The organism is Amycolatopsis sp. WAC 04197 (assembly GCF_003947475.1).
Classification (GTDB): domain Bacteria; phylum Actinomycetota; class Actinomycetes; order Mycobacteriales; family Pseudonocardiaceae; genus Amycolatopsis; species Amycolatopsis japonica.
Genome location: NZ_QHJK01000011.1, coordinates 51603 through 76767 on the forward strand (window position 1 = coordinate 51603; position 25165 = coordinate 76767).

The 25165-nt window shown below is 70.1% G+C and carries 29 protein-coding genes; 12 read left to right on the forward strand and 17 right to left on the reverse strand.

Annotated elements, in window-relative coordinates; translation table 11 throughout:
- The first annotated feature begins 27 nt into the window (after nucleotides 1-27).
- From DMC64_RS34825 to DMC64_RS34835, 3 genes are all read left to right on the forward strand, one after another.
- Complete coding sequence (locus DMC64_RS34825; RefSeq protein WP_034306262.1) at nucleotides 28-390, forward strand: BlaI/MecI/CopY family transcriptional regulator; 363 nt, start codon at nucleotides 28-30, stop codon at nucleotides 388-390.
- Nucleotides 387-1292 (forward strand): M56 family metallopeptidase, encoded by a 906-nt coding sequence (locus tag DMC64_RS34830; RefSeq protein ID WP_125736950.1) that lies wholly within the window; start codon nucleotides 387-389, stop codon nucleotides 1290-1292. The genes DMC64_RS34825 and DMC64_RS34830 overlap by 4 nt, the downstream gene beginning before the upstream one ends.
- Nucleotides 1293-1601: 309 nt before the next feature.
- Complete coding sequence (locus DMC64_RS34835) at nucleotides 1602-2696, forward strand: S1 family peptidase (RefSeq protein ID WP_125736951.1); 1095 nt, start codon at nucleotides 1602-1604, stop codon at nucleotides 2694-2696.
- Here DMC64_RS34835 and DMC64_RS34840 read toward each other — a convergent pair.
- The 5 genes from DMC64_RS34840 to DMC64_RS34855 all read right to left on the reverse strand — a co-directional run bounded on the left by DMC64_RS34840 (nucleotide 2669) and on the right by DMC64_RS34855 (nucleotide 5878).
- The gene (locus tag DMC64_RS34840; protein WP_125736952.1) at nucleotides 2669-3097 is read right to left on the reverse strand and encodes a hypothetical protein; all 429 of its coding nucleotides are present in this window, start codon (nucleotides 3095-3097) and stop codon (nucleotides 2669-2671) included. The two genes, DMC64_RS34835 and DMC64_RS34840, sit on opposite strands and share 28 nt — an antisense overlap.
- A gap of 104 nt (nucleotides 3098-3201) precedes the next feature.
- Complete coding sequence (locus DMC64_RS34845; RefSeq protein ID WP_125736953.1) at nucleotides 3202-4314, reverse strand: VanZ family protein; 1113 nt, start codon at nucleotides 4312-4314, stop codon at nucleotides 3202-3204.
- Entirely contained in the window at nucleotides 4307-4612 is a 306-nt protein-coding gene (locus DMC64_RS34850) for a hypothetical protein (RefSeq protein WP_125736954.1), read from the reverse strand. The genes DMC64_RS34845 and DMC64_RS34850 overlap by 8 nt, the downstream gene beginning before the upstream one ends.
- Before the next feature lie 95 nt (nucleotides 4613-4707).
- Nucleotides 4708-4872 (reverse strand): hypothetical protein, encoded by a 165-nt coding sequence (locus DMC64_RS42795; protein WP_158634284.1) that lies wholly within the window; start codon nucleotides 4870-4872, stop codon nucleotides 4708-4710.
- 79 nt (nucleotides 4873-4951) lie between these two features.
- Complete coding sequence (locus DMC64_RS34855) at nucleotides 4952-5878, reverse strand: MurR/RpiR family transcriptional regulator (protein WP_037337104.1); 927 nt, start codon at nucleotides 5876-5878, stop codon at nucleotides 4952-4954.
- Nucleotides 5879-6022: 144 nt separating this feature from the next.
- Between DMC64_RS34855 and DMC64_RS34860 the strand changes: the two genes are divergently transcribed.
- From DMC64_RS34860 to DMC64_RS34870, 3 genes are read left to right on the forward strand one after another with little or no spacing between them, the layout of a single operon-like run.
- Entirely contained in the window at nucleotides 6023-7414 is a 1392-nt protein-coding gene (locus DMC64_RS34860) for an MFS transporter (RefSeq protein WP_125736955.1), read from the forward strand.
- The gene (locus tag DMC64_RS34865) at nucleotides 7411-7851 is read left to right on the forward strand and encodes a GAF domain-containing protein (RefSeq protein WP_125736956.1); all 441 of its coding nucleotides are present in this window, start codon (nucleotides 7411-7413) and stop codon (nucleotides 7849-7851) included. Before DMC64_RS34860 ends, DMC64_RS34865 begins: the two co-directional genes overlap by 4 nt.
- Nucleotides 7848-9062, forward strand: a complete 1215-nt coding sequence (locus DMC64_RS34870) for an amidohydrolase family protein (protein WP_125736957.1) — start codon at nucleotides 7848-7850, stop codon at nucleotides 9060-9062. The genes DMC64_RS34865 and DMC64_RS34870 overlap by 4 nt, the downstream gene beginning before the upstream one ends.
- Nucleotides 9063-9127: 65 nt before the next feature.
- Here the strand turns inward: DMC64_RS34870 and DMC64_RS34875 are convergent, their stop codons facing one another.
- From DMC64_RS34875 to DMC64_RS34910, 8 genes are all read right to left on the reverse strand, one after another.
- On the reverse strand, nucleotides 9128-10492 hold the full coding sequence (locus DMC64_RS34875) for an aldehyde dehydrogenase (NADP(+)) (RefSeq protein WP_125736958.1): 1365 nt from the start codon (nucleotides 10490-10492) through the stop codon (nucleotides 9128-9130).
- The gene (locus DMC64_RS34880) at nucleotides 10489-11931 is read right to left on the reverse strand and encodes an amino acid permease (RefSeq protein ID WP_073842679.1); all 1443 of its coding nucleotides are present in this window, start codon (nucleotides 11929-11931) and stop codon (nucleotides 10489-10491) included. Before DMC64_RS34880 ends, DMC64_RS34875 begins: the two co-directional genes overlap by 4 nt.
- A gap of 232 nt (nucleotides 11932-12163) precedes the next feature.
- A complete protein-coding gene (locus tag DMC64_RS34885) occupies nucleotides 12164-13165 on the reverse strand; it encodes a proline racemase family protein (protein WP_125736959.1) in 1002 nt (333 codons plus the stop codon).
- On the reverse strand, nucleotides 13166-14077 hold the full coding sequence (locus tag DMC64_RS34890) for a dihydrodipicolinate synthase family protein (protein WP_125736960.1): 912 nt from the start codon (nucleotides 14075-14077) through the stop codon (nucleotides 13166-13168). It abuts the gene before it with no gap.
- A complete protein-coding gene (locus DMC64_RS34895; protein WP_125736961.1) occupies nucleotides 14074-15435 on the reverse strand; it encodes an NAD(P)/FAD-dependent oxidoreductase in 1362 nt (453 codons plus the stop codon). Before DMC64_RS34895 ends, DMC64_RS34890 begins: the two co-directional genes overlap by 4 nt.
- Entirely contained in the window at nucleotides 15432-15740 is a 309-nt protein-coding gene (locus DMC64_RS34900; protein ID WP_051972534.1) for a (2Fe-2S)-binding protein, read from the reverse strand. The genes DMC64_RS34895 and DMC64_RS34900 overlap by 4 nt, the downstream gene beginning before the upstream one ends.
- The gene (locus tag DMC64_RS34905) at nucleotides 15737-16909 is read right to left on the reverse strand and encodes an FAD-binding oxidoreductase (RefSeq protein WP_125736962.1); all 1173 of its coding nucleotides are present in this window, start codon (nucleotides 16907-16909) and stop codon (nucleotides 15737-15739) included. The genes DMC64_RS34900 and DMC64_RS34905 overlap by 4 nt, the downstream gene beginning before the upstream one ends.
- 78 nt (nucleotides 16910-16987) lie before the next feature.
- On the reverse strand, nucleotides 16988-17587 hold the full coding sequence (locus DMC64_RS34910; RefSeq protein ID WP_037337072.1) for a helix-turn-helix transcriptional regulator: 600 nt from the start codon (nucleotides 17585-17587) through the stop codon (nucleotides 16988-16990).
- Nucleotides 17588-17812: 225 nt separating this feature from the next.
- Here DMC64_RS34910 and DMC64_RS34915 point away from each other — a divergent pair, with 225 nt between their 5' ends.
- Nucleotides 17813-18946, forward strand: coding sequence for a metalloprotease (locus DMC64_RS34915; protein ID WP_125736963.1), 1134 nt, complete (start codon nucleotides 17813-17815; stop codon nucleotides 18944-18946).
- Between the two features lie 79 nt (nucleotides 18947-19025).
- Here DMC64_RS34915 and DMC64_RS34920 read toward each other — a convergent pair whose 3' ends face one another.
- Nucleotides 19026-20441 carry an aminopeptidase P family protein gene (locus DMC64_RS34920; RefSeq protein ID WP_125736964.1) on the reverse strand — a complete coding sequence of 472 codons (1416 nt, stop codon included), beginning with the start codon at nucleotides 20439-20441 and terminating at the stop codon, nucleotides 19026-19028.
- A 90-nt stretch (nucleotides 20442-20531) separates the two neighbouring features.
- On the opposite strand from DMC64_RS34920, the gene DMC64_RS34925 reads away from it, so the two are divergent.
- Nucleotides 20532-21518 (forward strand): LysR family transcriptional regulator, encoded by a 987-nt coding sequence (locus tag DMC64_RS34925; RefSeq protein WP_125736965.1) that lies wholly within the window; start codon nucleotides 20532-20534, stop codon nucleotides 21516-21518.
- 95 nt (nucleotides 21519-21613) lie between these two features.
- A complete protein-coding gene (locus DMC64_RS34930; protein ID WP_125736966.1) occupies nucleotides 21614-21826 on the forward strand; it encodes a hypothetical protein in 213 nt (70 codons plus the stop codon).
- Here DMC64_RS34930 and DMC64_RS34935 read toward each other — a convergent pair.
- The gene (locus DMC64_RS34935; protein ID WP_125736967.1) at nucleotides 21817-22380 is read right to left on the reverse strand and encodes a carboxymuconolactone decarboxylase family protein; all 564 of its coding nucleotides are present in this window, start codon (nucleotides 22378-22380) and stop codon (nucleotides 21817-21819) included. The genes DMC64_RS34930 and DMC64_RS34935 overlap by 10 nt on opposite strands.
- A 68-nt stretch (nucleotides 22381-22448) precedes the next feature.
- Here DMC64_RS34935 and DMC64_RS34940 point away from each other — a divergent pair, with 68 nt between their 5' ends.
- A complete protein-coding gene (locus DMC64_RS34940; RefSeq protein WP_125736968.1) occupies nucleotides 22449-22787 on the forward strand; it encodes a helix-turn-helix domain-containing protein in 339 nt (112 codons plus the stop codon).
- A 219-nt stretch (nucleotides 22788-23006) separates the two neighbouring features.
- Nucleotides 23007-23447, forward strand: a complete 441-nt coding sequence (locus DMC64_RS34945) for an STAS domain-containing protein (protein WP_125736969.1) — start codon at nucleotides 23007-23009, stop codon at nucleotides 23445-23447.
- Between the two features lie 3 nt (nucleotides 23448-23450).
- On the opposite strand, the gene DMC64_RS34950 is transcribed toward DMC64_RS34945, so the two are convergent.
- Complete coding sequence (locus DMC64_RS34950) at nucleotides 23451-23795, reverse strand: STAS domain-containing protein (protein ID WP_125736970.1); 345 nt, start codon at nucleotides 23793-23795, stop codon at nucleotides 23451-23453.
- A gap of 153 nt (nucleotides 23796-23948) precedes the next feature.
- Between DMC64_RS34950 and DMC64_RS34955 the strand changes: the two genes are divergently transcribed.
- Complete coding sequence (locus tag DMC64_RS34955; RefSeq protein ID WP_125736971.1) at nucleotides 23949-24362, forward strand: ATP-binding protein; 414 nt, start codon at nucleotides 23949-23951, stop codon at nucleotides 24360-24362.
- A 144-nt stretch (nucleotides 24363-24506) separates the two neighbouring features.
- Here the strand turns inward: DMC64_RS34955 and DMC64_RS34960 are convergent, their stop codons facing one another.
- On the reverse strand, nucleotides 24507-25082 hold the full coding sequence (locus DMC64_RS34960) for a dihydrofolate reductase family protein (protein ID WP_038514304.1): 576 nt from the start codon (nucleotides 25080-25082) through the stop codon (nucleotides 24507-24509).
- Between the last annotated feature and the right edge of the window lie 83 nt (nucleotides 25083-25165).

A 25165-nucleotide genomic window follows, 5' to 3' on the forward strand; every position in this document is an offset into this window, starting at 1 on the left:
CACAGTATCCTTCCCGGCGGAGGTGTCATGCAACGGCTGGGCGAGCTCGAAGCGTCGGTGATGGACGTGCTCTGGGACGCGGCGGAACCCTTGCGGGTGCGCCAGGTCCTCGAGGCGATCAACCGGGATCGCGATCTCGCCTACACCACGGTGATGACCGTGCTGGACAACCTGCACCGCAAGGAATGGGTCGAACGCGAAATGGAGAATCGCGCGTATCGCTACCGCGCCGTGGCGACCCGTGAGGAGGCCACCGCACAAAGCCTCCGCGAACTCCTCGACGCTTCGGAAGACCGGGAATCCGTGCTGCTGCATTTCGCGCGCTCGGTCACCGAAGAGGAGTCGGACATCCTGCGGCGGGCCTTGCGACGGAAGCCCGGCAAGCGATGATCCTGGCGGCGGTGCTCCTGTTCGGCGTGGTGGTGACCGGCTGGTTCTCACCCCGGCTGCTGGGCAGGCTGACCGCCGGCGGGATCAGCCCCGGCACCGCGCTCGCGTGGTGGCTGCTGACCGCGGCGGGCGTCCTCGCCGGCACGCTCGGCGCCGTCCTGCTCCTCGTCCTGCCGGACCACGGTCCCGCGGGGGCCATCACCCGGATCCTCCACGAATGCTGGGCGGCCGTCGGCCACAGCGGCCTTCCGGGCCTCGATCCGGTCGCCGGGACCTTCGCCGCCATCGCGCTCGCGATCGCGGCGGCCCGGCTCGCGTTGTCCACCGCGCGGCGGCGGAAACGCAGCTCGCTGCTGCACCGGCGCCATCTCGACGTGCTCCGGCTGTCCGGCGCGCGACCGGGGCCGACCCTGTGGCTGCCCGACGATCGTCCGATCGCCTACAGCCTCGGCGGCCGCGACGGCCTGATCGTCGCCAGCCAGGGCCTGGCCGGAAGGCTGTCGTCCCGCGAACTGGCCGCGGTGCTGGCCCACGAACGCGCCCATCTGCGCGGCAGGCATCATTTCCTGGCCGGCTGCGCCGAAACGCTCGGCCGCACGTTGCGTTTCGTGCCGCTCATGCGAGAACTCCCCGGCGCGGTCCGGCTGCTGGTCGAACTGGCGGCCGACCGGGCGGCCGCGGCCGGGCACGGACCGGACACCGTTCGCTCGGCGCTGTTGTCCATCCAGGCCGCCGACGGTGACACCGCGCTCCGGCTGCGCTGGCTGGCGCGGCACCCGAGCGGGCCGTCGCGCTTTCCGGAACGGGTGCGGGCCGTCGCGGGCGGAACACTGGCCTTGTTCGCCCCGCCCGTGCTCACCGTCGGCATGATGTTCACGGCGGGCCTTGTTTCCTGCTGGTGAAAGAAACGCGTTCGTCACCGATGCGGACGAACGGGTTCAGCGCGGACACCATCAGGTGATCCCCGTTTTCCGGCCTTGACCGCCGCTTTCCCGAATGGACGTACGCACGTCGCTGTCAGTCGTTCGCCGGTCAGGGAATCGGGGACGGCAAATCGTGCAGTTTCCACTCACACGAGTGAGGGATGACCATTTCACTGAGCCGGAAAGGCGAATTCACAGCGCTACTCAAATGGCGGCATTCGCGCGACGTCCCGCTGTCGTAACGTCGAATGAGGAGGGTTTCCCGCACTGAATTTCCTGGAGGTTTTCGTGATCCGACGCCCCCTGCGCACCCTGACCGTCCTGATCGGCGCCGCGGCGGCAGTCACCGCCTTCGCGGCCCCGGCTTCGGCGGCGACATCGGTGCTGAACGAAGCGGCCGGACCGGCCACTTTGGCCGCCGCGCAACAGAAACTCGGCACCTCACTCGGCGCCGCGTTCGCCGGCACCTGGCTGGACACCACGACCGGCGAACTCGTCGTCGGCACCACCGACGCGCGCCAGTCGGCCAGGATCCGCGCCGCGGGCGCGAATCCGAAGGTGGTCAAGCACAGCGCCGCCGAACTGAAGCGAATTCAGTCCACATTGGACAACAGAACCACGGGCCTGCCCGATTCGGTCGCCGGCTGGTACGTCGACGTACCGGCGAACGAGGTCGTGGTGAGCGTGGTGGGCGGTGATCCCGCGGGCCGGGCGTGGGCCGCCTCCGCCGGCGTACCGGTGCGGGTGGACCACGTGAAGAGCGCGCCACGGCCGTTGTGGAGCGTGGTCGGCGGCCAGGGTCTGTACTTCAGCGGTGGCGCCTGCTCGGTCGGGTTCAACGCCTACGACGATGACGACCATTACGTGATCACCGCGGGCCACTGCACCGAACTCGGCGGCACCGTGCGCGGTGTCGGCGGCACGATCGGCAAGGTCGCGAAATCGTCCTTCCCCGGGAACGACTACGGGACGGTCAAGGTGACGCATTCCGACGTCTCGACCCCGCCCCGGGTCGACCGCTACGAGGACGGTTCCGACGTGCGGATCGAGGGGGCCGACGTGGTCGGCGTCGGCGGCCGGATCTGCCGGTCCGGGATCACCACCCACTGGCACTGCGGACGCGTCGAAGCCCTGGACCAGACGGTGAACTACGGCAACGGGAACATCGTGCGAGGCCTCACCCAGACCGACGCCTGCGCCGAGCCCGGTGACTCCGGTGGCTCGTTCGTCAGCCGTCCTTCGTCGGGCTCCGGCACGAAACTGGTGCAGGCGCAAGGCATGACCTCGGGCGGCTCCGGTAACTGCAGTGAAGGCGGCACCACCTTCTTCCAGCCCGTCAAGGAGGTGCTCGACCGCTACGACCTGACGCTGGAAAAGGACTGATCTCCCGCGGTGAGGGGCGGCCGGTCCTCCGGTCGCCCCTCGATCAGCGCGGCGAGCTCCCCCGCTTCGAGGACGAGCGTCTCGATCTCGGCCCAGCGGCGGCGGATGCGCTCGGGATCGGCGACCAGCGTGCCGGAAACCATGCCCAGGAACAGGTTCGCGTCCGTCCCGATCTCCGCGAGACGCAGGAAGGGACGGCGTTCCTCTTCGGTTCCCGCTCCGTGCGACGCGGCCCGTTCGCGGGCGCGCATCCCGGCGTCGTGGCAGGCGTCGACGAGCAGGGTCCGGATCTCCTCCGTCCGGTTCCCCGGGCTCGCGGGTGGTTTCCCCATCAACGGGAAGATGTTCCAGGCCACCGACAGCAGACAGTCGGCCACGTCGTCCATCGACTCCACGTCCACCGGGCGAGTGTTCCGGCCCGCGCCTCCTGCCAGGCGGAATGACTCGCGGGAACGGCAGGGTCGACCCGATCGGGTGGTGAGTCTCGTGCGTGGCAAGGACGGTTCTAACCGTCCTTACCACTCACGAGACTCGGCACCTCCGGGTCGTCGAGGGCCCGCACGTCGGCCATGCGCAGGCCGGCGATCAGCCCGGAGAGTCCTTGGTGGCCTTCGGGCCGGATAGCGAGGATGCCGCTGGCGAAGAACAGCAGATTCGCGAGCGGCTCGAAGCCTCCATTGACCACCGAAGCCAGGGTGAGCAGCGTGAAATAGCCGCCGGACCCGGTCAGGAATCGCACGATCATCCGCCACAGGGCGGGTTTTCCGCCGTCCGGACCGGCGGGGCGCAGCAACACGACGCGCTGCCCGAAGCTGGCGCCGTTTCCCACCACCGGGATGACGAACAGCAGGAGCAGCGCGGGCAGGAAGGTGCCGATCAGCGCGGTGACCACGGTGTTCGGTTCACCCACGAGCAGGGTCGTCACGATCCCGACCGTCGTGCCGAGCAGGATGACGGACACGACGTCGACGGCCATCCCGAGCAAGCGGCGGCGCGCTGTGACCGGCCGCGGTGTCCCGGGCGGCGCCGACGGTTCGTTCCCCGGCAGCAGCCGCAGCAACGGGGCGAGCCCGAACCCGACGGCGGCGCCGAGGGTGTTGGTCAGCAGGTCGTCGACGTCGGCCAGCCGGTACGGGCACTCGAACAGGAACCAGACGCCGGTCAGCTGGGTGCATTCGATGAACAGCGAGACCGCGAAGCCGATGGCGACGGTGGTGAGGAAACCCCGCCGGAAGAGGTGCCGCACGAACATCCCCAGCGGCACGAACAAGGCGACGTTGAACACCGCCTGCCGGACGGCCGGATTGCGCAGGAACGCCCGCAGCCCCGCGCCGGTCTGTTCACGGCGGATGTCGGCGACGAACTGGAACGGGCGCAATTGCAGATGGCTGGACGCGTGTTCGGCGCACCACGCCGTCGTCGTCTCCGGGATGGGGAGCAACGTGTACGTCCACAGCGACATGGCGTAGACCAGGAACCCGAACACCAGCAGAACCCGCCAGAGCCCGAGTTCGCCGCGGCGCCGGTAACTCGCGGCGATGTACGGGACGGCCAGGAAGCCCGCGAGCACGAAACCCGCGAACACCGCGATGACCGCGGAGATGGTCGGATCAGTCACTCGCGGAAGCTAACAACGCGCGCTCCGGCGCACCCGTCACGCCACCTGGCCGGGTGACGGTGTCGGCCGGCGCCAGCGTGCGCTGATGCGCGAGCGCCGCGATGGCGAAGGTCAGGTGGACGACGACCCAGTTGCGGTCTTCGCGATGGACCCGCTGCAGCAGGTCAAGGGAAGCATCGCCCGGCGTACGGCCCTGACGGCAGGCGTCGATGAAGGCCTGGGTCAGTTCGTCGACGTTCCTCCGGAACTCCGCGAAGGTGTCGGAAGGCTGGGCATTGGTGCAGAAATCCACGGTCACGTCACAGAGCGTTCCATAGCGCGACACAAAGTTACGAATTGGCGGAGTGCGAATCACTCACGTGAGGTAGTCCGGGAGCGAATCTGTGCTCTGCGTCACGCCGACGCGAGTCCAGCGGGCATGCGGCGTTCCCGTTCGGCCGCCTTCGCCCGGCGGGCGACCGGGAACCGCTGGTCGAGTTCGACCAGCAGCGGCGTCGCCGCCATCAGCGCCAGAAGCCCGAGCCCGGCGTAGGCACCCAAAGTCGCGATGATCGTCATTTCGGCCTCCTCGATCCCGTGCCGCCCGATCCGGCGGCCTGGAACCAGGATCGCCTCCCGGCAGGGGGCGGCGGATCGGTCATCCGGCGGAGACGCCTCCACCGGTCGGCCTTTTCGGCACTGTCCGATCGGCCGATCCCGGGCGGCGGTGCAGCAGGTCGAACCGCGACCACATGGCCTCGGCCGCCTCGATCGACTCCCCGGTGCGGACCGGGTCGACGGCGGCGAGCTGCGCGACGATCGCCTGCACCAGGCTCATCCCCGCGGTCAGCGACGGGAAGAAGGTCACGCCCTCGGCCGGCACCATCAGCACCTGCTCGACGGCGCCCGCCAGCGCGGGACTCGCCGCGTCGGTGATGGCGAACGCGCGCGCTCCCCTGGCCTTCGCTTCGTTCGCGGCGAGCACGGTGCTTTCGTACAGGCGCCAGAAACTGATCGCGATGAGCACGTCTTCGGACGAGAGCTTCGCCGTGGCGTTGGCGAGTTCGGCGTCGCCCGCGGTGATCGCGTGGACGTCGTACCCGGCGAGCCGGGCGTTGTGCGCGAACGCGATCCCGACGGCGGCGTAACTGCCGTCGGCGATGACGACCGTCCGGCGCGCTCCCGCGACGGCTTCGGCGACCTGGCGGATCTCGTCCTCGGCGAACCGCCGGTTGAGCAGGGCGAGGCTGTCGAGGTCCCGGCGCAACGAAGCCGAACCCGGCGAGTCGACATCCCGGTGTTCTTCGGCCACCTGCGGCGCGCTCAGCGACGACATGTACCGCGCCCGCAACTCCTGTTGCAGCGCCGGCCAGCCGGCGAACCCAAGCGCCTGCGCCGTCCGGGTGACGGTGGCGACGTTGACCCCGGCGAGCTGGGCGAGCTCCGCGGTCGAGCCGAACGACGCCCGGCGCGGTTGCGAGACCAGCACTTCGAGCACCGCGGCCGACTTCGGCCGCAGGCCTCGTTCCGGTGTCCGATCCCGAAGCCACGCCTCGAAACCGTCGTCGGTTCCCGTCTCTGTCACGCACGCCCTCCCTCGACCGCGCCACGGTAACGCATCGTGCCCGTCGAACCACTTGCAACAACCATTGCAGTTTTGACGAAACGCAGTATACGTTGTCCGCACTCTCGTCTCTCCTAGTCGCCCGAACCACGGAAGGCGTTCCCCATGACGCTTCTGGCACGACTGGACCGGCTCCCGCTGAGCCGTCCCCACTACAAACTCCTGCTCATCGGCGGACTCGGTTACACCTTCGACGGTATGGACTCCGCCGTCGTCGCCTTCCTCCTGCCGAGCGCGAAAGCCGCCTGGGGCCTGGACAACGGCCAGCTCGGGCTGATCGGTTCGGCGACGCCGTTCGGCTTCCTCTTCGGCGCGATCGCCGCCGGCCTGCTGGGCGACCGCATCGGCCGCAAGAAGGTCATGATGTACGCGCTCGCCTTCTACGCGGTGTTCTCCGTGGTCGCGGCCTTCTCCCCCAACTACGAGGTCTTCCTGGGCGCGCGGGTGCTGGCCGGAGCGGGCGCGGGCGCCGAAAGCGCGATCATCGCGCCGTTCCTGTCGGAATTCGTCCCCGCCAAACGACGCGGCTGGTTCGTCGGCGCGCTGGCCGGGTTCTTCTCGTTCGGATTCGTCATGGCCGCGCTGATCGGGCGGTTCGTCGTCCCGACCGTGCCGGAAGGCTGGCGGGTCGCGCAGCTGATCACCGCGCTGCCGATCGTCATGCTGCTGTGGTGGCGCCGCTCGCTCCCGGAATCACCGAGGTTCCTGGTCGCGAACGGACGTCATGCCGAGGCCGAAAAGATCGTCTCGAAACTCGAACGGGACGTCGAAAAGGCGACAGGGCAAGCACTTCCGGCCGTCGCCAAGGCAGATGCCCAGCCCGCGACGGAGACCCCCAAGGTCAATCTCCTCAGCGCGTTGAAGTTCCTGTGGAGCCCGGCGATGGCCCGCCGCACCGCGGTGATCTGGACCGTCTGGTTCGTGATCACGTTCTCCTACTACGGCTTCTTCTCCTGGATCCCGACGCTGCTCGTCGAGCGCGGCATCACGGTGACCAAGAGCTTCGAGTTCTCGATCATCATCTACCTGGCGCAGATCCCCGGGTACTTCTCCGCCGCGTGGCTGTCGGAACGCCTCGACCGCAAGCACACCATCGCGTTGTACCTCGCGGGTTCGGCGGTGAGCGCGTTCTGGCTGAGCCAGATGGACGCGCCGTGGTCGATCACCCTCGCCGGGGCGGTGCTGTCGTTCTTCCTCAACGGCACGTACGCCGGCGTGTACTCCTACACCCCCGAGGTGTTCCCGACCTGGATCCGCGCCAGCGGGACCGGGCTGTCCAGTGCGTTCGGCCGGGTCGGCAGCATCCTGGCCCCGACGATCATCGGCCTGTCCGCCGCGAGCCTCGGCTTCGCGGGGGTCTTCGGCCTCACCACCGCTGTCCTCGCGGCCGGGGTGGTGTGTGTCGTCGTGTTCGGCCTGTCCACCGCCGGCCGTTCCCTGGAAGAACTGACCGAACACGGCGCGCCCGTGAAAACCGCCAAGGAGATGACGAAGTGACCGTGTCACTGTCCACTGTGGAGGGCAAGACCCGAGCCACGATCGGCGTACGGCTGTTCACCGTGCTGGCCTGGGTGCCCGAACGGCGGGCGCTGCGGCGAGTGCACAGCAGCCACCCCGTCGAATACCCGGTCGGCGGCGAGAAGACCGTCGAGGTCGCCGCCGGGTGGCTGGACCGGTGCATCACGGGCCAGGAGCCGTACTTCGGGCCGGACAGCGCGGCGGTGCGGGAGATCTTCGCCGACCACGAACTCATCGACAGCCTCGGCTGCGGCGCGGTGATCAACGTGCCGGTGGTGGACGACGGCCGCACCCTCGGCGTCCTCAACCTCCTCGACGGGGAAGGCCACTACGACGACGATTCCGTCGCGGTGGCGCGATCTCTGGCACCGTTGGCGGTCCCGGCCCTGCGCGAACTCCTGGAGGAGACCCGATGAACGGATCGCTGCTGCTGCGCGACGCCCGCCTGCTCGACCCGATCACCGGCGAGTACACCGAGGGCGACCTCCGGTGCGCCGACGGCCGGATCGTCGAGATCGGCACCGGTCTCACCGCGGGCGACGCGCGGACCGAGGATCTGCACGGAGCGTTCGTGCTGCCGGGGCTCGTCGACGCCCATGTGCACGTCACCGCGTCCACCGCGGATCTCGGGTCGCTGCCCGCGTCGTCACCGGCGTACGTGACCGCGCACAGCGCCCGCACCATGAGCCGCATGCTGGACCGGGGCTTCACGACGGTCCGTGACGCTTCCGGCGCCGACTACGGTCTCTCGGACGCGCAGGCCGAAGGATTGTTCCGCGGCCCGCGGCTGCTGTTCTGCGGCCGCGCGCTGAGCCAGACCGGCGGGCACGGCGACAGCCGGACGCGGGGCGCCAACACCAGCGAAGACCACCCGTGCTGCGCCGGTCTCGGCCGGGTCGCCGACGGGGTCGACGCGGTCCGCGCGGCGGCGCGCGACGAACTGCGCAAGGGAGCGCACCACATCAAGGTGATGGCCTCCGGCGGCGTCGCCTCCCCCACCGACCGGATCGACTCGACGCAGTACTCCGGCGAGGAACTGCGCGCCATCGTCGAGGAGGCGGAAGCGGCCAACCGCTACGTCGCCGCGCACGCGTACACCGCCCGCGCGGTGAACCGCGCGCTGGAACTGGGTGTCCGGTCGATCGAGCACGGCAACCTGATCGACGACCTGAGTGTCGAGCTGTTCCTCCGGCACGACGCGTACCTCGTCCCGACCCTGGTGACGTACTGGGCGCTGAAGGAGGAAGGGCGCGAGCACGGGCTGCCGGAATCCAGCTGGCGCAAGGTCGACGAGGTGCTCGGCGCGGGTATGGCCGCTTTGGAGCGGGCCGCGCGCGGCGGGGTGAAACTGGTGTACGGCAGTGATCTCCTCGGCGGGATGCACCGTCACCAGAACCACGAGTTCCGGTTGCGCGGCGAGGTCCAGTCCGCGTTGGAGGTGATCCGCTCCGCGACGTCGACGGCGGCGGATCTGCTGAACCTGACAGGCGAGATCGGCACGCTCGCGCCGGGCGCGCACGCGGATCTGGTGGTCGTCGACCGGGATCCGCTGGAGGACGTCGGCGTGCTGGCGGAGCCGGAGAAGTTCCGGTACATCGTGCAGGGCGGGACGATCGTCTCCCCCTGACGCGTTTCGTCCTCTGCTTGCGGTAGTTGCGCGTGCAAGGACCGCGAGCAGAGGACGAAACGCCGTCACGAGAAGTGTTGCGGAACGCCCCAAGGGTTGTCGTCCCGCAGCGGTTCCGGCAGCAGGTGCGAAGGCCAGTCCTGATAGGACACCGGACGCAGGAAGCGTTCCACCGCCGCCGTCCCGACCGAGGTCGACGCCGGTGACGTCGTCGCCGGGAACGGTCCGCCGTGCTGCATCGCGGCGGTCACCGCGACCCCGGTCGGCCAGCCGCCCCACAGGATCCGCCCGCTGCGGTCGGCCAGCACCGGCCGCAGCGCTTCGACTTCGGAGGACTCCTCGGGCAGCGCGTGCACCGTCGTCGTCAGCTGACCGGGCAACGCCGACAGCACCGGCAGGACGTCGAAAAGCCGTGAGTACCGCACGACGACGCCCAGCGGACCGAAGCACTCTTCGGCCGCCTCAGGTACGAAGTCGGTTAGGTCGATCTCGAGCAGCCGGGCTCCAGGACCGGCGACGACCTCGCGCATCCCCGGGATCCCGGTCAGCCGCTCAGCGCCCGCGTCGAAGCCGGACGCGATCCGGTCGTTCAGGAACGGCGCGGCCGGGATCCCGCGCAACCGTTCGGCGACGCGGTCCACGAACGGGCTCTCCGACGGCGCGAACACCAGACCCGGATTCGTGCAGAACTGCCCGTTGCCCAGTGTCAGCGAGCCTGCGTAGCCCGCTGCCAGTTCCTCAGAGCGCGCGGCGCCCGGCAGGACGACCACCGGGTTCACGCTGCCAAGCTCGCCGTGGAACGGGATCGGAACCGGCCGTTCGGCCGCGATCCGCGCCAGGGCGAGGCCGCCCGCCACCGATCCGGTGAAGGCGGCGGCCGCGATCGCCGGGTGACGCAGCGCCTCCACGCCGGCGGATTCCCCTTCGACGAGGCCGAAGATGTCACCCCAGGGGCCGAGAGCCTCTTCGATGATCGCCGCCGTGCGCCGGGACAACTCCGGATGTCCGGGATGCGCCTTGACCACCACCGGGCACCCGGCCACCCACGCCGACGCCGTGTCCCCACCCGCCACGCTGAACGCGAACGGGAAGTTGCTCGCGGCGAACACCAGCACCGGCCCCACCGCGGTCCGATAGCGACGCAGCTCCGGACGCGGTCCGGGTGGCCACGACGGGTCGGCGCGGTCGATCCGGACGTCGTAGTACGCGCCGCTCCCGGCCGCGAGCAGCCGCAGCTGGAACGTCGTCCTGGCCAGTTCGCCGGTCAGCCGTGCGGTTCCCAGCCTGGTTTCCGCGTCGGCGATCTCGATCAGGGACGGCCCCGCCGCGTCCAGCGCGTCGGCGACACCGGTGATCACCTCCGCCCGCGTCGTCGGCGGCACCGCGGCCCATGCGGCGGCGATCTCCGCCGCCCGCTCGATTTCCTTCATGGTTCCTTCCTTTCCGGGTTCTCCGCCGAGTTCCGGAATCCGAACAGCGCGTACACCACCAGCCCGAGCACCATCCAGGCCGCGAACCGCAGCCAGGTCAGCGCGTCCAGGTTCGCGATCAGCCAGACCGCGAACGCCACCCCGACCAGCGGCACGAACGGGACCCACGGCGTGCGGAACGACCGCGGCAGATCCGGCCGGGTGCGCCGCAGCACCACCACCGCGATCGACACGACGATGAACGCGGCCAGGATCCCGATATTCGTCAGATCCGCGGCCTCCTTGATCGGCAGGAAGCCCGCGATGACCGCCGAGCCGATCCCGACCGGCCAGATCACCCGCGTCGGCACCCTGCGCCGGGGGTGGGTGCGGGCGAAGTACCGCGGCAGCAGGCCGTCCCGGCTCATCGCGAACCAGATCCGCGACACCGCCAGCATGTTCGCGAACGCCGACGTGGTGATCCCGAGGATGCCGCCGACCGCGACGACCGTGCCCAGCCCGGCCAGCCCGACCGCGGCCAGCGCGCTCGAAAACGGGCTGTGCACGTCGATCTGGTCGTAGCGTTGCATTCCGACCAGCACGATGGACACCAGCAGGTAGATCACCGCCGCGATGGCGAGCGACACGATGATCGCCTTGGGCAGCAACCGTTTCGCCTCGACGCTCTCCTCCGCGGCGGCCGTCATCGCGTCGTAGCCGTACACCGCGAAGAACGTCGTCGCCGCGCCCGCGACCGCGCCGCCGATGCCGTAGGGCAGGAACGGGCTGAAGTTCCCCGCCGAGATGTGGAACGCGCCGGCGACCACGACCAGCGCCACGATCGCCAGCTTGATCACCACCAGCGCCGTCTCGAACCGGGCGGATTGCTTGCTGCCACGGGAAAGGACGAACGCCAGCAGCAGGCACAGCAGCGCGGCGAACAGGTCGACGCGGTGCCCTGGCCCGGTTCCCGGTGCCCCGAGCATCCACGACGGGAGGTCGAGGCCGACCTGCTCCACGACGTAGGACAGGTAGCCGGACACCGCGATCGCCACCACCGCGACGATCGCGGTGTACTCCAGCAGCAGATCCCAGCCGATCAGCCAGCCCGCGATCTCCCCCAGCGCCGCGTACGAGTAGGTGTACGCGGATCCGGCACGCGGGATGAGCCCGGCGAACTCCGCGTAACACAGGGCGGCCGCCGAGCTGGCGATGATCGCGATCAGGAACGAGATCATCACGCCGGGTCCGGCCTGCTGGTTCGCGACCACGCCCGCCAGCGAGAAGACCCCGGCGCCGACCAGGCCGCCGAGGCTGAGCGAGACCAGCTGCCAGAGGCCCATCGTGCGGGGCAGACCGCCGGGACCGGCCTCGTCGGGACCTTCGAAGGACTTGCGCCGGAAGAGCCCGGAGCGCGAGAAAAGCTTGGGCTGAGGCCGGATCGTCGTTGATTCGGGCATGACAAATCCCTTCCGGACCGCGCGTGGCGGCCCGGGTCGGCGATGGGTATGGGGATTAGAGCGTGTCTCCCGAACTGGAGTGGGCAGGTCAGGCGAGGACACGCGCGCGCGTTTCTTTTCGGCCGGAGGCCTCGGTTTTGCGGAGGCGGGCCGCTGACACCGCTGAGCGAGTAGCTCCGCCATGCCGCGGCCCGGCTGTGGAAATCCGAAAGCGCGCTTCGAGAGACAGGGGTTAGAGGACGAACCCCGCGGGGAACGGGTCGTCCGGGTCCAGCAGATAGGTGGCGTTGCCGGTGATCCAGGCCCGGCCGGAGAACTCCGGCACCACCGCGGGGACGCCGCCGACGGTGGTCTCGGCGACCAGCTCACCGGTGAACGTGGTGCCGATGAACGAACTGTTCTCGAACGGCGTGTGCAACGGGAGTTCGCCTCGGGCGTGGAGCTGCGCCATCCTGGCCGACGTGCCGGTGCCGCAGGGTGATCGGTCGAACCAGCCGGGATGGATCGCCATCGCGTTCTGTGACGCCTTGGCGTCCGAGCCCGGGGCGAGGAACTGGACGTGTTTGCAGCCGCCGATCAGCGGATCGGCCGGATGTTCCGGCGGCCGCTGGTCGTTGATGGCCGCCATGATGTCCAGCCCCGCGGCGAGGATCCGGTCCTTCTCCGCCCTGTCGAACGGAATGTCCACTTGGGACAGTTCCAAAATGGCGTAGAAGTTGCCGCCGTAGGCCAGGTCGTAACGCACTTCGCCCAGCCCCGGCACGTCGACGACGGCGTCCCGCTCGGCGAGGAACGACGCGACATTGCGCAGTTTGACGCGGACCGCGCGGCCGTCCTGGACCTCGACCTCGGCGTGCACGAGCCCGGCCGGGGTGTCCAGCCGGACCATGGTCTTCGGTTCGGTCACCTCGACCATGCCGGTCTCCACCAGCACGGTCGCGACGCCGATGGTGCCGTGCCCGCACATCGGCAGGCAGCCGGACACCTCGATGTACACCACACCCCAGTCGGCGTCCGGCCTGGTCGGCGGCTGCAGGATCGCGCCGCTCATCGCCGAATGACCGCGCGGCTCGTTCATCAGGAACTGCCGCAGATGGTCCAGGTGGGCCATGAAGTACCGGCGGCGTTCGGCCATCGTGTCGCCGGGGATGACGCCGACCCCGCCGGTCACCACCCGGGTCGGCATGCCCTCGGTATGCGAGTCGACGGCGGTGATCGACCGGATCGACCGCACCTACGCCACCCCCAGCGAGGCGAGCGCGCGGCGCATGTCGGCGGTGACCTGCTCGCGGTGTTCCTCGGTCAGCGCGCCCCGCGGCGGACGGCACGGCCCGCCGTACCGGCCGACGAGGTCCATCCCGAGTTTGATCGCCTGGACGAACTCGGTGCGTGAATCCCAGCGGAACGCGGCCACCAGCGGCTCGTAGAGCGCCCTGGCCTCGTCGAGCTTGCCGGACCGTGCCAGGTCGAACAGGCGCACCGACTCGGCGGGGAACACGTTGGGGAACCCGGCGAACCAGCCCGTCGCGCCCATCAGCAGGCTCTCCAGCACGACGTCGTCGGCACCGCTGATCACGTTGAGGCCCGGTGCCTGCTCGCGGATCTCCAGCACCCGGCGGACGTCACCGGAGAACTCCTTGACCGCGACCACGTTGTCGATCTGCGCGATCTCCGCGAGCAGCGCGGGCGTGAGGTCGACCTTCGTGTCGATGGGGTTGTTGTAGACCATCACCGGCAGGCCGACCGACGCCACCGCCTCGAAATGCGCGAGCACTTCGCCGCGGTTCGCCCGGTACATCGTGGGCGGCAGGCACAGCAGGCCGTCGGCGCCGTCCTCGGCCGCGACTTCGGCCCAGTACTTGGCCTGGTGCGATCCCGGGCCGTGCACGCCGACGACGACGATCCCGTCGTCGCCCACGGTTTCGATCGCGGTGCGGGCGACGCGGCGGCGTTCCTCGTCGGTCAGCGACGAGTACTCGCCGAGGGAGCCGTTCGGGCCGACGCCCCGGCAGCCGTTGTCGACCAGCCACCGGCAGTGCGCGGCGTAGGCGTCGTAATCCACGGCCAGCCCGGCGGGCGCCGACGCGTCGTCCCGGTACGGGAGGGCGGTCGCGACGACGACGCCACCGAGGTCGGGGGTGCTCATTCAGGTTCTCCTTCGGTTCGGGCGGCGAGTTCGCCCAGCCGGATCGGCTGGACGATCGGGCGGTGGTGCCGTTCGGTGCCACCGCACAGTTCGGCTACGGTCGGGCCGCAGATCCGGCCCTGGCACGGGCCGAGGCCGGCCCGTGTGCCGAGTTTCAGTGCGTGCGATCCGGGACAGGACTCGTCCTCGGTCGCACGCGTCAGTTCGCCGTACGTGGTTTCCTCGCAACGGCAGACGATCGTGTCTTCGTGCAGCCAGCTTCGCCAGGCCGGGCCGATCGGGTGGGCGGCGGCGAGACGTTCGGCGAAGGCGCGGGCCCGATCGCGGGCACGGAGCAGTGCCGCGTCCGGCGTTCCTCCGGCGGCGGCGCAGCCGGCGACCGCGCCTTCCGCAGCGGCGGTGATCGCACCGCCGATACCGGTGATCTCGCCCGCGGCGAACACACCGTCCACTGTGGTCTGTTGCGCGGCGTCGACCCGGACGAACCCGTCGTCCAGGGCACAGCCCGCGGCGACGGCCAGTTCCGGCTGCGGGCTGAAACCGTGACCCACGCAGACCGCGTCGACCTCGTAGACGCGTTCGGTACCGGGCACGACGGACCAGTCCGCGCGCACTTTCGCGGTCACGACCTCGCGGACGCGGTCCGCGCCACGCGCCTCGATCACCGTCCGGCCCGTCAGGTACGGGACCCGGTGCCTGGCCAGTGTCGCGGCGTAACGCACCAGTTCGCCCGCCTTCCCGGCGTGCGCGGCCAAGCGCCACGGCCGGGACGACCATCCTTTTCGGACGGTCGAGGCCGGGTTCGCCTCCAGTACCGCGACCACTTCGACCCCGACGCCCAGCAAGGATTCCGCGACCGGCAACAGGAACGGCCCGGCACCGGCGACGAGCACCCGTCCGCCGATCGCGACCCGCTCCCCTTTCGCCAGCGCCTGGGCCGCGCCCGCGGTGTACACGCCGGGCAGTTCCCAGCCGGGAAACGGCAGGGTGCGGTCGTGCGCGCCGGTCGCCAGGATCAGCGCGTCGGGGACGAGGGTCAGCCGCTCCCGTCCGGAGCCGTCGGACGGCCCCCGCAGGACGTGCAGCCGCCTCTCCGACCGGTCGAACGCCCAGACGGTGGAGCCGGGCAACCACCGGCATCGCGGATGCGTGAGTACCCGGCGGCGCCGGTCGAATTCCGCCCGGCCGTGCTGAATCCGGTCCGGACGCTTCGCCGCATAGACCTCGGGAAGCATCCGGTGGTACTGGCCGCCGGGGGTCTCCGCCTGATCCAGCACCGTGACCCGGGCACCGGCCCGCAGCGCGTGCTCGGCCGCCGCGAGCCCGGCGGGCCCGGCGCCGACGATCACCACGTTCACGCGGTTTCCTCCCGTGACTGGGTGCGGACTTCGTCGCCGTCGGCGGCCGGACGGCGGCACGCGCGGACGTCGGGCACGTCGTTCACCGTGAGCAGGCAGTCGAAACACGCGCCGATCCCGCAGAACACCCCGCGCGGAGCCCCGGAACGCGTGGTCCGCCAGGAGGTCCGTCCCGCGGCGAGCAGCATCCCCGCCACGCTCTGGCCCTCGATCCCGGTCACGGGTTCGCCGTCGACGGTGATCCGGATCGGCCGGTCGGTGCGGCCCACCGGATCGCGATCGCGCGGCAGCAGCCATCCGCTCATGCCGCCACCTCCGCCAGTACCGCGGAACGGTCAACGGTGAACTCGCCGACCGGCATCGCGGGCTCGGTCCCGGTGAGCAGTTCGCGCAGCAACCGCGCGGTGCCGACGCTCAGCCCGATCCCGGCGCCCTCGTGCCCGGTGGCGTGCCAGAGGTTCCCGAGCCGCGGATCCTCGCCGAGCACCGGGAGGTGATCGTCGACGTACGGCCGGAATCCACCGTACGCGCGCATGATCGCGGCGTCGGCGAGCGACGGGAACAGCCGCAGCGCCTTGACCGCGATGGCGCTCAGCACGTCCGGGCGGATCGCGCCGTCGAACTCCACCCGGCGGCGTGAAGAACCGATCAGCACGGTGCCGCCCCAGGTCGACTCGACGACGGCGGACGTCTGCAACTCGCCAGAGTCGGCGCCGACCGCCCCGACGTAATCGGCGTCGTAGACCTTGTGCCGCACCACACCCGGCATCGGCGTGGTCACCAGTACCTCACCGCGACGGGGGCGGACGGCGATCGGGGCGCCGAGGCGTGCCGACACCTGGCCGGCCCACGGGCCCGCGGCGTTCACGACGACGTCGGCCTCGATGACCTCGCCGGGCACACGGACACCGGTGATCCGTCCGTTGTGGACGGTCGCGCCGACGACCTCGGTGTCGGAGCGCAGCCGTGCGCCATGGCGCAGCGCGGAGCCCAGCAGTGCCAGCGCCGCGCCCGCGGGCTGGACCTGCGCGTCCTCCGGGTAGTGGAACGCGGCGGTCACCTCGCGGGTCAGCGCGGGTTCAGCCTCGGCAAGTTCCTTGTGGGACAACGGTTCCGCGCGGACCCCGGTTTGTGAGGTGGCGAACGCGGCGAGCGCGACGGCGCCGTCGTCCGTGGTGGCGACGACGATGCCGCCCTTGGGGTCGTACTCGATCGACGAAGCGGCGCGCGCGTCCTCGTCGGCGATCTCGGCGACCACCCGGGGCCACAACGCGGCCGAAAGCTTCGCGAGTTCGAGTTCCGCGCCAGGTCCCTTGTCGGAGACCAGGATGTTGCCCTCGCCGTGCGACGTGGTCCCTCCGGCGGCACGGCCACGATCCACGACCACGACGTCGAACCCGGCCAGGGTCAGCTCACGGGCACACGCGGCGCCGACGATGCCCGCGCCGAGGACGACCACACGCGTTCGGTTCATCGACCCTCCAGCGTTCGGTAAAGCGAACGATCGGAGAGTAGGTTCCACCCAGGACAGGTGTCAATACCTCGGGCGCGGTCAGCCCTTCAGCACCGGATGCGGCCTGCCGTCGAGCCGTTCGTCGGCGCGGTACTGCAGCAGCAGGACCGAGTGCACCGGCCCCGCCGAAGCGGTGTAGCAATGCGGCTCGCGGGCGTCGAAGGCGACGTAATCCCCCGGGCCGACCTCGACGCTGCGGCCCGCGACCTCGACCAGCAGCGAACCGGTCTGCACGATGGTGTGCTCGACCCCGACGTGCCCCTGCGAACGTTGCGGCGCGTCCCCGCGCACCACCTGGTCGTACACCTCGAAGACGCCGTCACCGGTCTCGATCCGCCGCAGCGGCCGGAGATCCACTCCCTCGCCGCTGAGCACCTCGACGTCGGCGCCGCGCACCACGGTGAGCGCGCCGCCCGCCCGATGGTCGAGCAGGTCGGAGATCGCCACCTCCAGCACCCTGGACAGGCTGAACACGGTCTCGATGGTCGGATTGCCGCCGCCGGACTCCAGCTGGGACAGCGTCGCCTTGCCGATTCCCGACCGCCGGGCGAGCTCCGACAGCGAAATCCCCCTCGCCGCCCTGGCCGCGCGCAGGTTGACCGCCAGCATGTCCCGGATCGAGGGCGTCTCGTCCTCCACCGCTTCTCCCCTGTCGTTCGTCAAACCGTACGAGCTCGTTCGCTTTGCCGATCGAGTTCGCGGACATCATGACACGCCCCGCGACGGGGAGGGCATAGCCGCGGCCGATGGGGTGGCGCGATGGTGGGCGGCGCGGGCCGCGATGAAACTCCTTCACCAACCGGTGTGTCACCGTCGACACAGGGTCACGGGCGCACCGTCGTTCCTGCCAGCGAGGAGATTCCCGTGCAGCTGATCCGCAGATCCGCAGGCCGACGACTTCGGGCGTTCGGCGCGGTGCTCATCACCACCCTCGGGCTGACCGCGGCCGCCGTCGCGCCGCCGGCGACTGCCGCCGCGAACGCCTGTCTCACCGGCACGCTCGTCTTCGACCATCTGGACGCGGAGGCCGGGACCAGCAAGCCGCTGCGCACCCAGGTCGCCCGCAACGCGAACTGGGAACTGTGGGGCCGCACCGGTTCCGGTACGGCGACCCGGCTCGCCGCCGGGATCACCGGCGCCTCCGACGGCCGCTTCACCGCCTGTCACACGGCGTCCCTGGCCGAGGCGTACGTGCGCTTCCGGTCGAGCAGCACGGCGATGTGGCGGGTCGTCAAGGCCGCGAACAACACCACCGACTACACGTTCGACTCGGCGCGCCGCACGAACGTCTCCGGCACCCAGGACCTCGGCACGGTGAAGGTGCCCTCGACGCTCCAGCGCGCGTGGAAGGTCGTGGACACGCTCAACGTCTTGTACTGGAAGCGCGCCAACCCGTCGTCCTCGTGCTGGACGGCCCGGCAGTCCGACGGACGCTGCGACCAGATCACCTTCGTCTGGGATCCGAAGGTCGCCGACGGCGGCTACTGGGACTACCCGAACACGAACTACGTCTTCCTCGGCAACACCATGCCCGACTCGAAGCACCTCATCCTCCACGAGGCCGGGCACTGGCTGCAGTGGCAGCTCTACGGCCGCGACTTCCCCGTCGTCACCGGCTGCAACCCGCACTACATCGAGAAGCACAGCTCGGAATCGTGCGCGTGGACCGAAGGCTTCGCCGACGCCGTCGCCGCCTACGCCCTCGGCGACTACCGCTACGTCTACGACAACGGCAGCTCGTACAGCTTCGAGAACGACGCCTCGACCCCCGGCTGGGACGACGGCGACACCGTGCAGGGGCGCGTCGGCTCGTCGCTGCTCGACCTGTGGGCGGCGGACGGACCGGACGGCGGGAACTGGAACCGGACGATCGCGTTGATGACGCGCGACTTCAGCCAGGACTTCCGCGAGTACTTCACCGAGGACCGGCCGGCCGCGGGCCTGTCCACGACCGGTGCCGCCGAGCGGATCCTCGCCGGCCACACCATCTCGTACTGACGGGGGCCGAAGGGGACTTTCCCCGCATGGCATGCGGGGAAAGTCCCCTTCACCGCGTCGGATGCGGGGAAAGCGTCCTTCAGCCCCTGGCTCCCTGGACCCAGGCGGTGATCTCGTCGGCGGTCGAAGGGAAACCGTCGGAGAGCAGGTCGTATCCCGCTCCGGTGACCACGACGTCGTCCTCGATGCGGACGCCGAGGCCGCGCAGTTCGGGCGGCACGGTGCGGTCACCGGCGTGGAAGTACAGACCCGGCTCGACCGCCAGCGCCATCCCCTCGGCGAGCGTGCCCTCGCGGTACGTCGAGGGATGCGCGGCGGCGCAGTCGTGGACGTCCAGCCCGAGGAAATGGCCGGTACCGCAGACGATGTACCGCCGGTGCTGCTGCCCGTCCGGCGACAGCGCTTCGTCCACCGACACCGGGAGGAGTCCCCAATCGTGCAAACCCTCCGCGAGTACGCGCAGCGCCGTCGCCTGGAACGCGCCGTAGTCCTGACCGGGACGGACCTCGCCCAGCGCCGCGACGTGCGCCTTGTGCACCAGGTCGTAGACGTCGCGCTGGGCCTTCGTGAACTCCCCGCCGACCGGGAAGGTCCGGGTGATGTCGGCCGTGTACAGGGAATCCACCTCGACGCCGGCGTCGAGCAGCAGCAGGCTGTCCTCGGTCACCTTCCCGTCGCAGCGCGTCCAGTGCAGGATCGGGGCGTGCGGCCCGGCTGCCACGATGGACGTGTAGCCGGGGCCGGTGCCTTCGGTGCGCGCACGGCGGTCGAAGGTGCCCTGCAGCCAGCGTTCCCCGCCGCCGCGGACCGCCTCCGGCAGCGCGGCCAGCACGTCCGCGAAGCCGAGGGCGGTCGCGTCGACGGCGTCACGCAGCTGGCCGATCTCCCAGTCGTCCTTGATCCGGCGCAATTCGGCGAGGACCGTCCGGAGCCGCTCGCTGTGGCCGAAGCGATACGCGTCGAGCGCGGGATCGACCCCGGCACCGACCAGGAAACTCGGGTTCCGCCCGCGCAAACCGTGCGGGAGATCCTCCAGCGGGCGGCATTCGATGCCGAGCGCGTCCCCGTACGCGGCCGGTCCGGCGGCGGAGCCGACCCACAGCGGACTGGTGTCGGCGTCACCGACGAAGTCCGGCTCGTGCGCCTCGGCGGGCCGCGGGACGTACAACGTGGCGTGGTGGCTGTCCCCCGCCGGGGTCATAACCAGGATCGCGCCCTCACGCTGGCATCCGGTGAGCCACACGAAATCGCTGTCGGCACGGAAGCCGTGGAAGGTGTCGTTGGACCGCACCACGGCCCGGCCCGCCGCGAGCGCGATGCGCTGACCGGGCAGTTCCGCCGACAGCCTGCCACGGTGGGCGGCGGCCGCCTCCGCGGTACCCGGCGGCACCTCCACCACGTCGTCCGCGGGCTCCCAGCCGTCGCTGATCCAGTTCCGGAACCCTTTGGCGGCCAGCAGCGCGCGCAGATCCGGCCGGGTTCGGTCGCCGGTCATCGGCACCCCTTTCAGGTAGTCATGGTCCTGGCCGCACCTTCGCACCGCGACGGACCCGGCCGTAATGACCGGCGGCGATAGACTCCGCCTATGGCCCTGGAGATCCGGCACCTGCGGGCGATCTGCGCCATCGCCGAAGCGGGCAGCCTCTCGCAGGCGGCCGCCGCACTGGGCATGTCCCAGCCCTCGCTGACCTCGCTGCTCCAGCGGCTCGAACGGCAGATCGGCGCGCCGTTGTTCGTCCGCAGCCACACCGGCGTGACCCCGACCCCGGTCGGCGAGCAGACGTTGCGCCGCGCGCTGACCCTGCTCGTGGAGTTCGACCGGTTCGAGAGCGATCTCCTCGGCGCGCTCGGCGACGGCCCGGTGCGACTCGGATCGTCCCAAATGGACTGTCTGCCCACCTTCGTCGAGCGGCTGGACGACGCGCTGCCGGGGCTGGACGTCACCGTCCACGTGGAACCCTCCAGTTCGGTGCTGGCGCAGGCACTCGCCCGGGCGACACTGGACATCGCCGTCATCGCCATGTCCGACGACCAGGAAGTGCCGCTGGCGAAGCATCTCGGGCACCGGGTGCTGTTCTCGTGGCTGCCCGTCTTCGTCGGCATTCCGGCACGGCACCGGCTCGCCGGCGGTTTCGAGGTCGACCTGGCCGACCTCGCGGACGAGGCGTGGATCGGGCCGCCCGGTCCCGAGGACGGCTCGCTGACGTCGTTGCGCGCGGCGACGCATCGCGCGGGGTTCACGCCGCGGATCCGCTTCGAATGCCCGAACGGCGGCGGACGCCATCTGATCGCCGCCGGGCAGGCGGTGCAGCTCGTGGAACCCACCGCGCCCGAACTTCCCGGCATGGTCGTCCGGCCGTTGAAGGGCGACCCGATGCGGATGCGGCTCGTGCTGGCGTGGCGCAAGGAACGGTTGACGTGGGATCAGGCGGAGAACGTCTACCGCGCGGTGATGACGTCGTACACGCGGCACGCGATGGCGTCGACGCCGTTCCGGACGTGGTGGGAGCGGCGGCGGGATTCCCAGTCGTGGGACGGGCTGGTGGACTTCTTCCGGGCGGCCGGTTCATGACCGGACCGGTGTGAAACAACCGGTTTCGAACAGCCTGTAACCCGATCCCGCCTCGCCGCGATTGACCTCCCGTACCGGGCGAACGGAGACGGGAGATGATGACGCAACGGCTGTGGCTGGGACTGGCGGTCGTCTACACGTGCACCGCCGTGGTCCAGCTCTACCTTCTCGCCAGCACCGGCGCCGTCTGGGCCGGGACACTCACCGCGGTCGGCTTCGTGGCGGCGCTCCTGTGCGTCCTCGCCGCCTGGAAGGCACCGAAACGAGAACGGGACGACACAAGGGAATTCGACTCGCATCACCCCTGACCACCGGGATATGGCGCGGCCCACGGCTCCTCGTCGAGGCCGACCCCGCCCGCGACGTACGCGATGGTCCGGTACCAGCCCGCCAGCACGAGGAACTCCAGGAGCTGCGCGGCCGGGTAATGCTCGGCGAGCGCGGCCCAGACGGCGTCGGAAACCGTTGCCGTGTCGTGGAGTTCGTCGACGGCGGCGATCAGGGCGCGGTGCCGCTCCGGCCAGGCGGGATGCCCGGAGTCGCCGGACACGGTGGCTTCCAGCTGTTCCGGCGTCAAGCCGACCATCGGTGCGAAAACCGCGGCGTGGACACCCCATTCGTAGCGGCATCCGCAGCGGGCGGTTACCCGCGCGATGACGATTTCCCGGTCCAGCGCGGGTAATTCGCCGTGCGCGAGCAGACCGGCTCCCAGGGCGCGCATCCGCGACGCCAGCTCCGGATGGCGCTGCAGCAAGCGGAACAGCGCGAGCGGCTCCTCCGTCACGCCGGGCGGCATCCATTTGCGCAGGGCTTGTTCGACGTCCGCCTCGTAGGGCGGGGCGAGTGGCGCTATCCGGGCCATGACCACCTCCGGTGCTTCGATTTCAGAACCACTATGCTGCTTCGAAAGTCGAAGCACAAGGGGGTGCCATGCCCGACCATCCGATCCCGCGGCCCGGGCGGCCGGTCCGCGGCTCCGAAACCGGCCGGCCGCTCATGGCCGCACTCGATCTGCTGGGGCGGCGATGGACCCTCCGGGTGATCTGGGAACTACGCGAGGGCGACGTCGGCTTCCGGGAACTCCGGCGGCGTTGCGAGCACATGTCGTCGAGCGTGCTCGCCACCAGGCTGGGCGAGCTCACCGAAGCCCGCATCGTCGAGACCGGCGGCGAGGGTTACCGGCTGACACCATTGGGGGAACAGCTTCTCGACGCGTTGCACCCACTGGAGAAATGGGGCCTCGCCTGGGAAAAGGCGCTACGCGAGTGACCAGGTCACCCACCGTTCACCGCACGCGGCCTTGCCAGGAGAGGTGAGCGGCGTACGGTGAGCAGTACGTGAGGTTGAGTCCACCAGCCCGCGCGAACGACCCCGCATGTCCGCGGCCCAGCACCTTCACAGGGCGACGCGGCGGCGAGTTCACTTGCGCAACAGCTGTGCAGGCTACCCGTTGTCCGTCTCGTCCCCGGCTATCCGGGAGACACCATCATGACCGAACGTATTCCTTTCACACGGAGCAGCCGCGACGGCCCCGCCTTCCGCACCGTGCACCATCCCGCCATCCCGCGACCGCGCCCGTCCGCCGAGAACCTGTTGCGGGTCCAGCGGATCCGATGGAACGAAGACCTGCTGGTCGTCGCCGCGGCGGGCGAGATCGACCTCGCCACCGCGGGACGGCTGGAACAGGCCCTGCGTGGCCATCTGCCCGCCGCGACCGTGCTCGATCTCAGCGAGGTCGGCTTCCTCGGCGTCGCCGGGTTACGGGTCATCGAATCCGCCGCGGCCCGGGCCCGCACCGAACGCCGTACGACCAGCGTCGTCGCCGATTCCCGGCCGGTGCTGCGTCTGCTCCAGCTCTTCGGCACGGAGACCCAGATCCCCGTGTACCGGCGCCTCGACCACGCGATCCTCGAGGTACCGAACCAGTGAGGATCAGGCGAGCGGCAGGAGCGTGGTCAGCCCCGTCTTCGAAGCCAGCCGCCGGATCGTGGGCGACGGAAGGAAACTCAGCACCACACCCTGGGTGCTGCACCGCTCGTTGATCCCGACCAGGGTCGCCAAGCCGGTGGAATCGCAGAACTCCACGCCTTCGAGGTCGACGACCAGCTTGCCCGGCACGGGCTCCAGCGCTTCCTCGAAGGTCTCCTTGAGGTCTTCGGAGGTCGTCAGATCGATCTCTCCCGCCACCGCGATGACGACCTCGGCGCCATCGGGCCTGGCGACGGACACCGAAAACGGAACCTCCCGGTGTTCGCCGTCTCCGCTCGTCACCGTCATCCACCCCTCACGATCGGTACCCGACTGCCCCGAACATATCGGATGACGGCCCCCGCTCGCGCGGCTCACGTGTCCCGATCCGGGCGGTGCCTTAGCCTTGTCGATGGATCCGGCGGTCGTGGACCGCGGCGGACGACGAGGAGAAGCTTCGTGATGCCGATCGACGAGCCGGTGCGCAAGCACACCGACGAGCTGGTCCTCGAGGTCGCCGCCGTCCCCGCCCAGGCCGCCGCGTTGCGGGACGTCCTGGCGAAATGGGCCCTCGACCGGGGGCTTCCCCGGGAACTGGCCGAGGATCTCAAGCTCACCGCCTACGAAGCGATGACGAACGTCGTCAAGCACGCCTACCCGGACGGCACCGAAGGCAACGTCATGACGGTGACCGCCGCCCACGACGACGGCCGGCTCAAGATCAGCGTCGCCGACGAGGGCCGCTGGCGCGACGGCCGCCGCCCGGACGGCGGACGCGGCCTGCCGATCATCCGCGCCTTCGCGCCGGAGGCCTCGGTGACGAGCACGCCCACCGGGACCATCGTCCGGCTCGCCTGGCCCTGCCCCGCCCTCTGACGAGCTTCGGCCTCCTCTGGGCGTGCTCGGACACGGGACTCGCGTGACTGGAGACGGATCTCGCGTGATTGGAGCCGGTACGTGTCCAATCACGCGAGTCACGTGTCCAATCACGCGAATGACGTGATCCCGGCCGGGGTCCGATCACCGGATGACGTCGTAGACCAGCTTCTGGATCCCGTTGCCGTAGGACTCGCTCTCGACGAGCTTGAGGTTCTGCTTGTCCTTGTCGGTGTCGCTGAACAGCTTCTTGCCCGCGCCGAGCAGGACCGGGAACAGCAGCAGGTGGTAGCGGTCGATCAGGCCGGCGTCGGCGAGGTTCCGGTCGAGTTCCGCGCTGCCGTGGACGATGATCGGCCCGCCCTCGGTCTCCTTGAGCTTCGCGACGTCGTCGAGCGAGCGCAGGATCGTGGTCTCGCCCCAGTTGTCGACGAGGTCCTCGTCCCGCAGCGTGGTCGACACGACGTACTTCGGCATCGCGTTGTACTCGGCGAATTCCTCGGTCATACCGGGCCACACCGGCGAAAACGCCTGGTAGCTGACCCGGCCCATCATCATCGCCGTGGCCTCGCCCTGCTCACGCCCCTTGAGCTCGTAGGCCGCTTCGTCGAACTCGATGCCGTTGAAGGTCCAGCCGGAGTTGCGGTAGCCGGGCTCTCCGCCGGGCCCTTCGACGACGCCGTCGAGCGAGACGAACGCGGTGGCGATCAGGGTGCGCATCTGGTTTCTCCTTGGTGGTTCGGAAGTGCTTTCGACACTGCGTCGACCGGGGAACGACGGATTCGACATCGTGGCGAAAAGAA

What these genes read in the sequence shown, in the direction of transcription:
- DMC64_RS34860 (WP_125736955.1), top strand. Translation starts at nt 6,023, where the DNA reads ATGACGCTTCTGGCACGACTGGACCGGCTCCCGCTGAGCCGTCCCCAC.
- DMC64_RS34825 (WP_034306262.1), top strand. Translation starts at nt 28, where the DNA reads ATGCAACGGCTGGGCGAGCTCGAAGCGTCGGTGATGGACGTGCTCTGG.
- DMC64_RS34900 (WP_051972534.1), bottom strand. Translation starts at nt 15,740, where the DNA reads ATGAGCGGATGGCTGCTGCCGCGCGATCGCGATCCGGTGGGCCGCACC.
- DMC64_RS34830 (WP_125736950.1), top strand. Translation starts at nt 387, where the DNA reads ATGATCCTGGCGGCGGTGCTCCTGTTCGGCGTGGTGGTGACCGGCTGG.
- DMC64_RS34880 (WP_073842679.1), bottom strand. Translation starts at nt 11,931, where the DNA reads ATGCCCGAATCAACGACGATCCGGCCTCAGCCCAAGCTTTTCTCGCGC.
- DMC64_RS34870 (WP_125736957.1), top strand. Translation starts at nt 7,848, where the DNA reads ATGAACGGATCGCTGCTGCTGCGCGACGCCCGCCTGCTCGACCCGATC.
- DMC64_RS34920 (WP_125736964.1), bottom strand. Translation starts at nt 20,441, where the DNA reads ATGACCGGCGACCGAACCCGGCCGGATCTGCGCGCGCTGCTGGCCGCC.
- DMC64_RS34945 (WP_125736969.1), top strand. Translation starts at nt 23,007, where the DNA reads ATGACCGAACGTATTCCTTTCACACGGAGCAGCCGCGACGGCCCCGCC.
- DMC64_RS34890 (WP_125736960.1), bottom strand. Translation starts at nt 14,077, where the DNA reads ATGAGCACCCCCGACCTCGGTGGCGTCGTCGTCGCGACCGCCCTCCCG.
- DMC64_RS34905 (WP_125736962.1), bottom strand. Translation starts at nt 16,909, where the DNA reads ATGAACCGAACGCGTGTGGTCGTCCTCGGCGCGGGCATCGTCGGCGCC.
- DMC64_RS34925 (WP_125736965.1), top strand. Translation starts at nt 20,532, where the DNA reads ATGGCCCTGGAGATCCGGCACCTGCGGGCGATCTGCGCCATCGCCGAA.
- DMC64_RS34935 (WP_125736967.1), bottom strand. Translation starts at nt 22,380, where the DNA reads ATGGCCCGGATAGCGCCACTCGCCCCGCCCTACGAGGCGGACGTCGAA.
- DMC64_RS34875 (WP_125736958.1), bottom strand. Translation starts at nt 10,492, where the DNA reads ATGAAGGAAATCGAGCGGGCGGCGGAGATCGCCGCCGCATGGGCCGCG.
- DMC64_RS34940 (WP_125736968.1), top strand. Translation starts at nt 22,449, where the DNA reads ATGCCCGACCATCCGATCCCGCGGCCCGGGCGGCCGGTCCGCGGCTCC.
- DMC64_RS34950 (WP_125736970.1), bottom strand. Translation starts at nt 23,795, where the DNA reads ATGACGGTGACGAGCGGAGACGGCGAACACCGGGAGGTTCCGTTTTCG.
- DMC64_RS34960 (WP_038514304.1), bottom strand. Translation starts at nt 25,082, where the DNA reads ATGCGCACCCTGATCGCCACCGCGTTCGTCTCGCTCGACGGCGTCGTC.
- DMC64_RS34955 (WP_125736971.1), top strand. Translation starts at nt 23,949, where the DNA reads ATGCCGATCGACGAGCCGGTGCGCAAGCACACCGACGAGCTGGTCCTC.
- DMC64_RS34930 (WP_125736966.1), top strand. Translation starts at nt 21,614, where the DNA reads ATGATGACGCAACGGCTGTGGCTGGGACTGGCGGTCGTCTACACGTGC.
- DMC64_RS42795 (WP_158634284.1), bottom strand. Translation starts at nt 4,872, where the DNA reads ATGACGATCATCGCGACTTTGGGTGCCTACGCCGGGCTCGGGCTTCTG.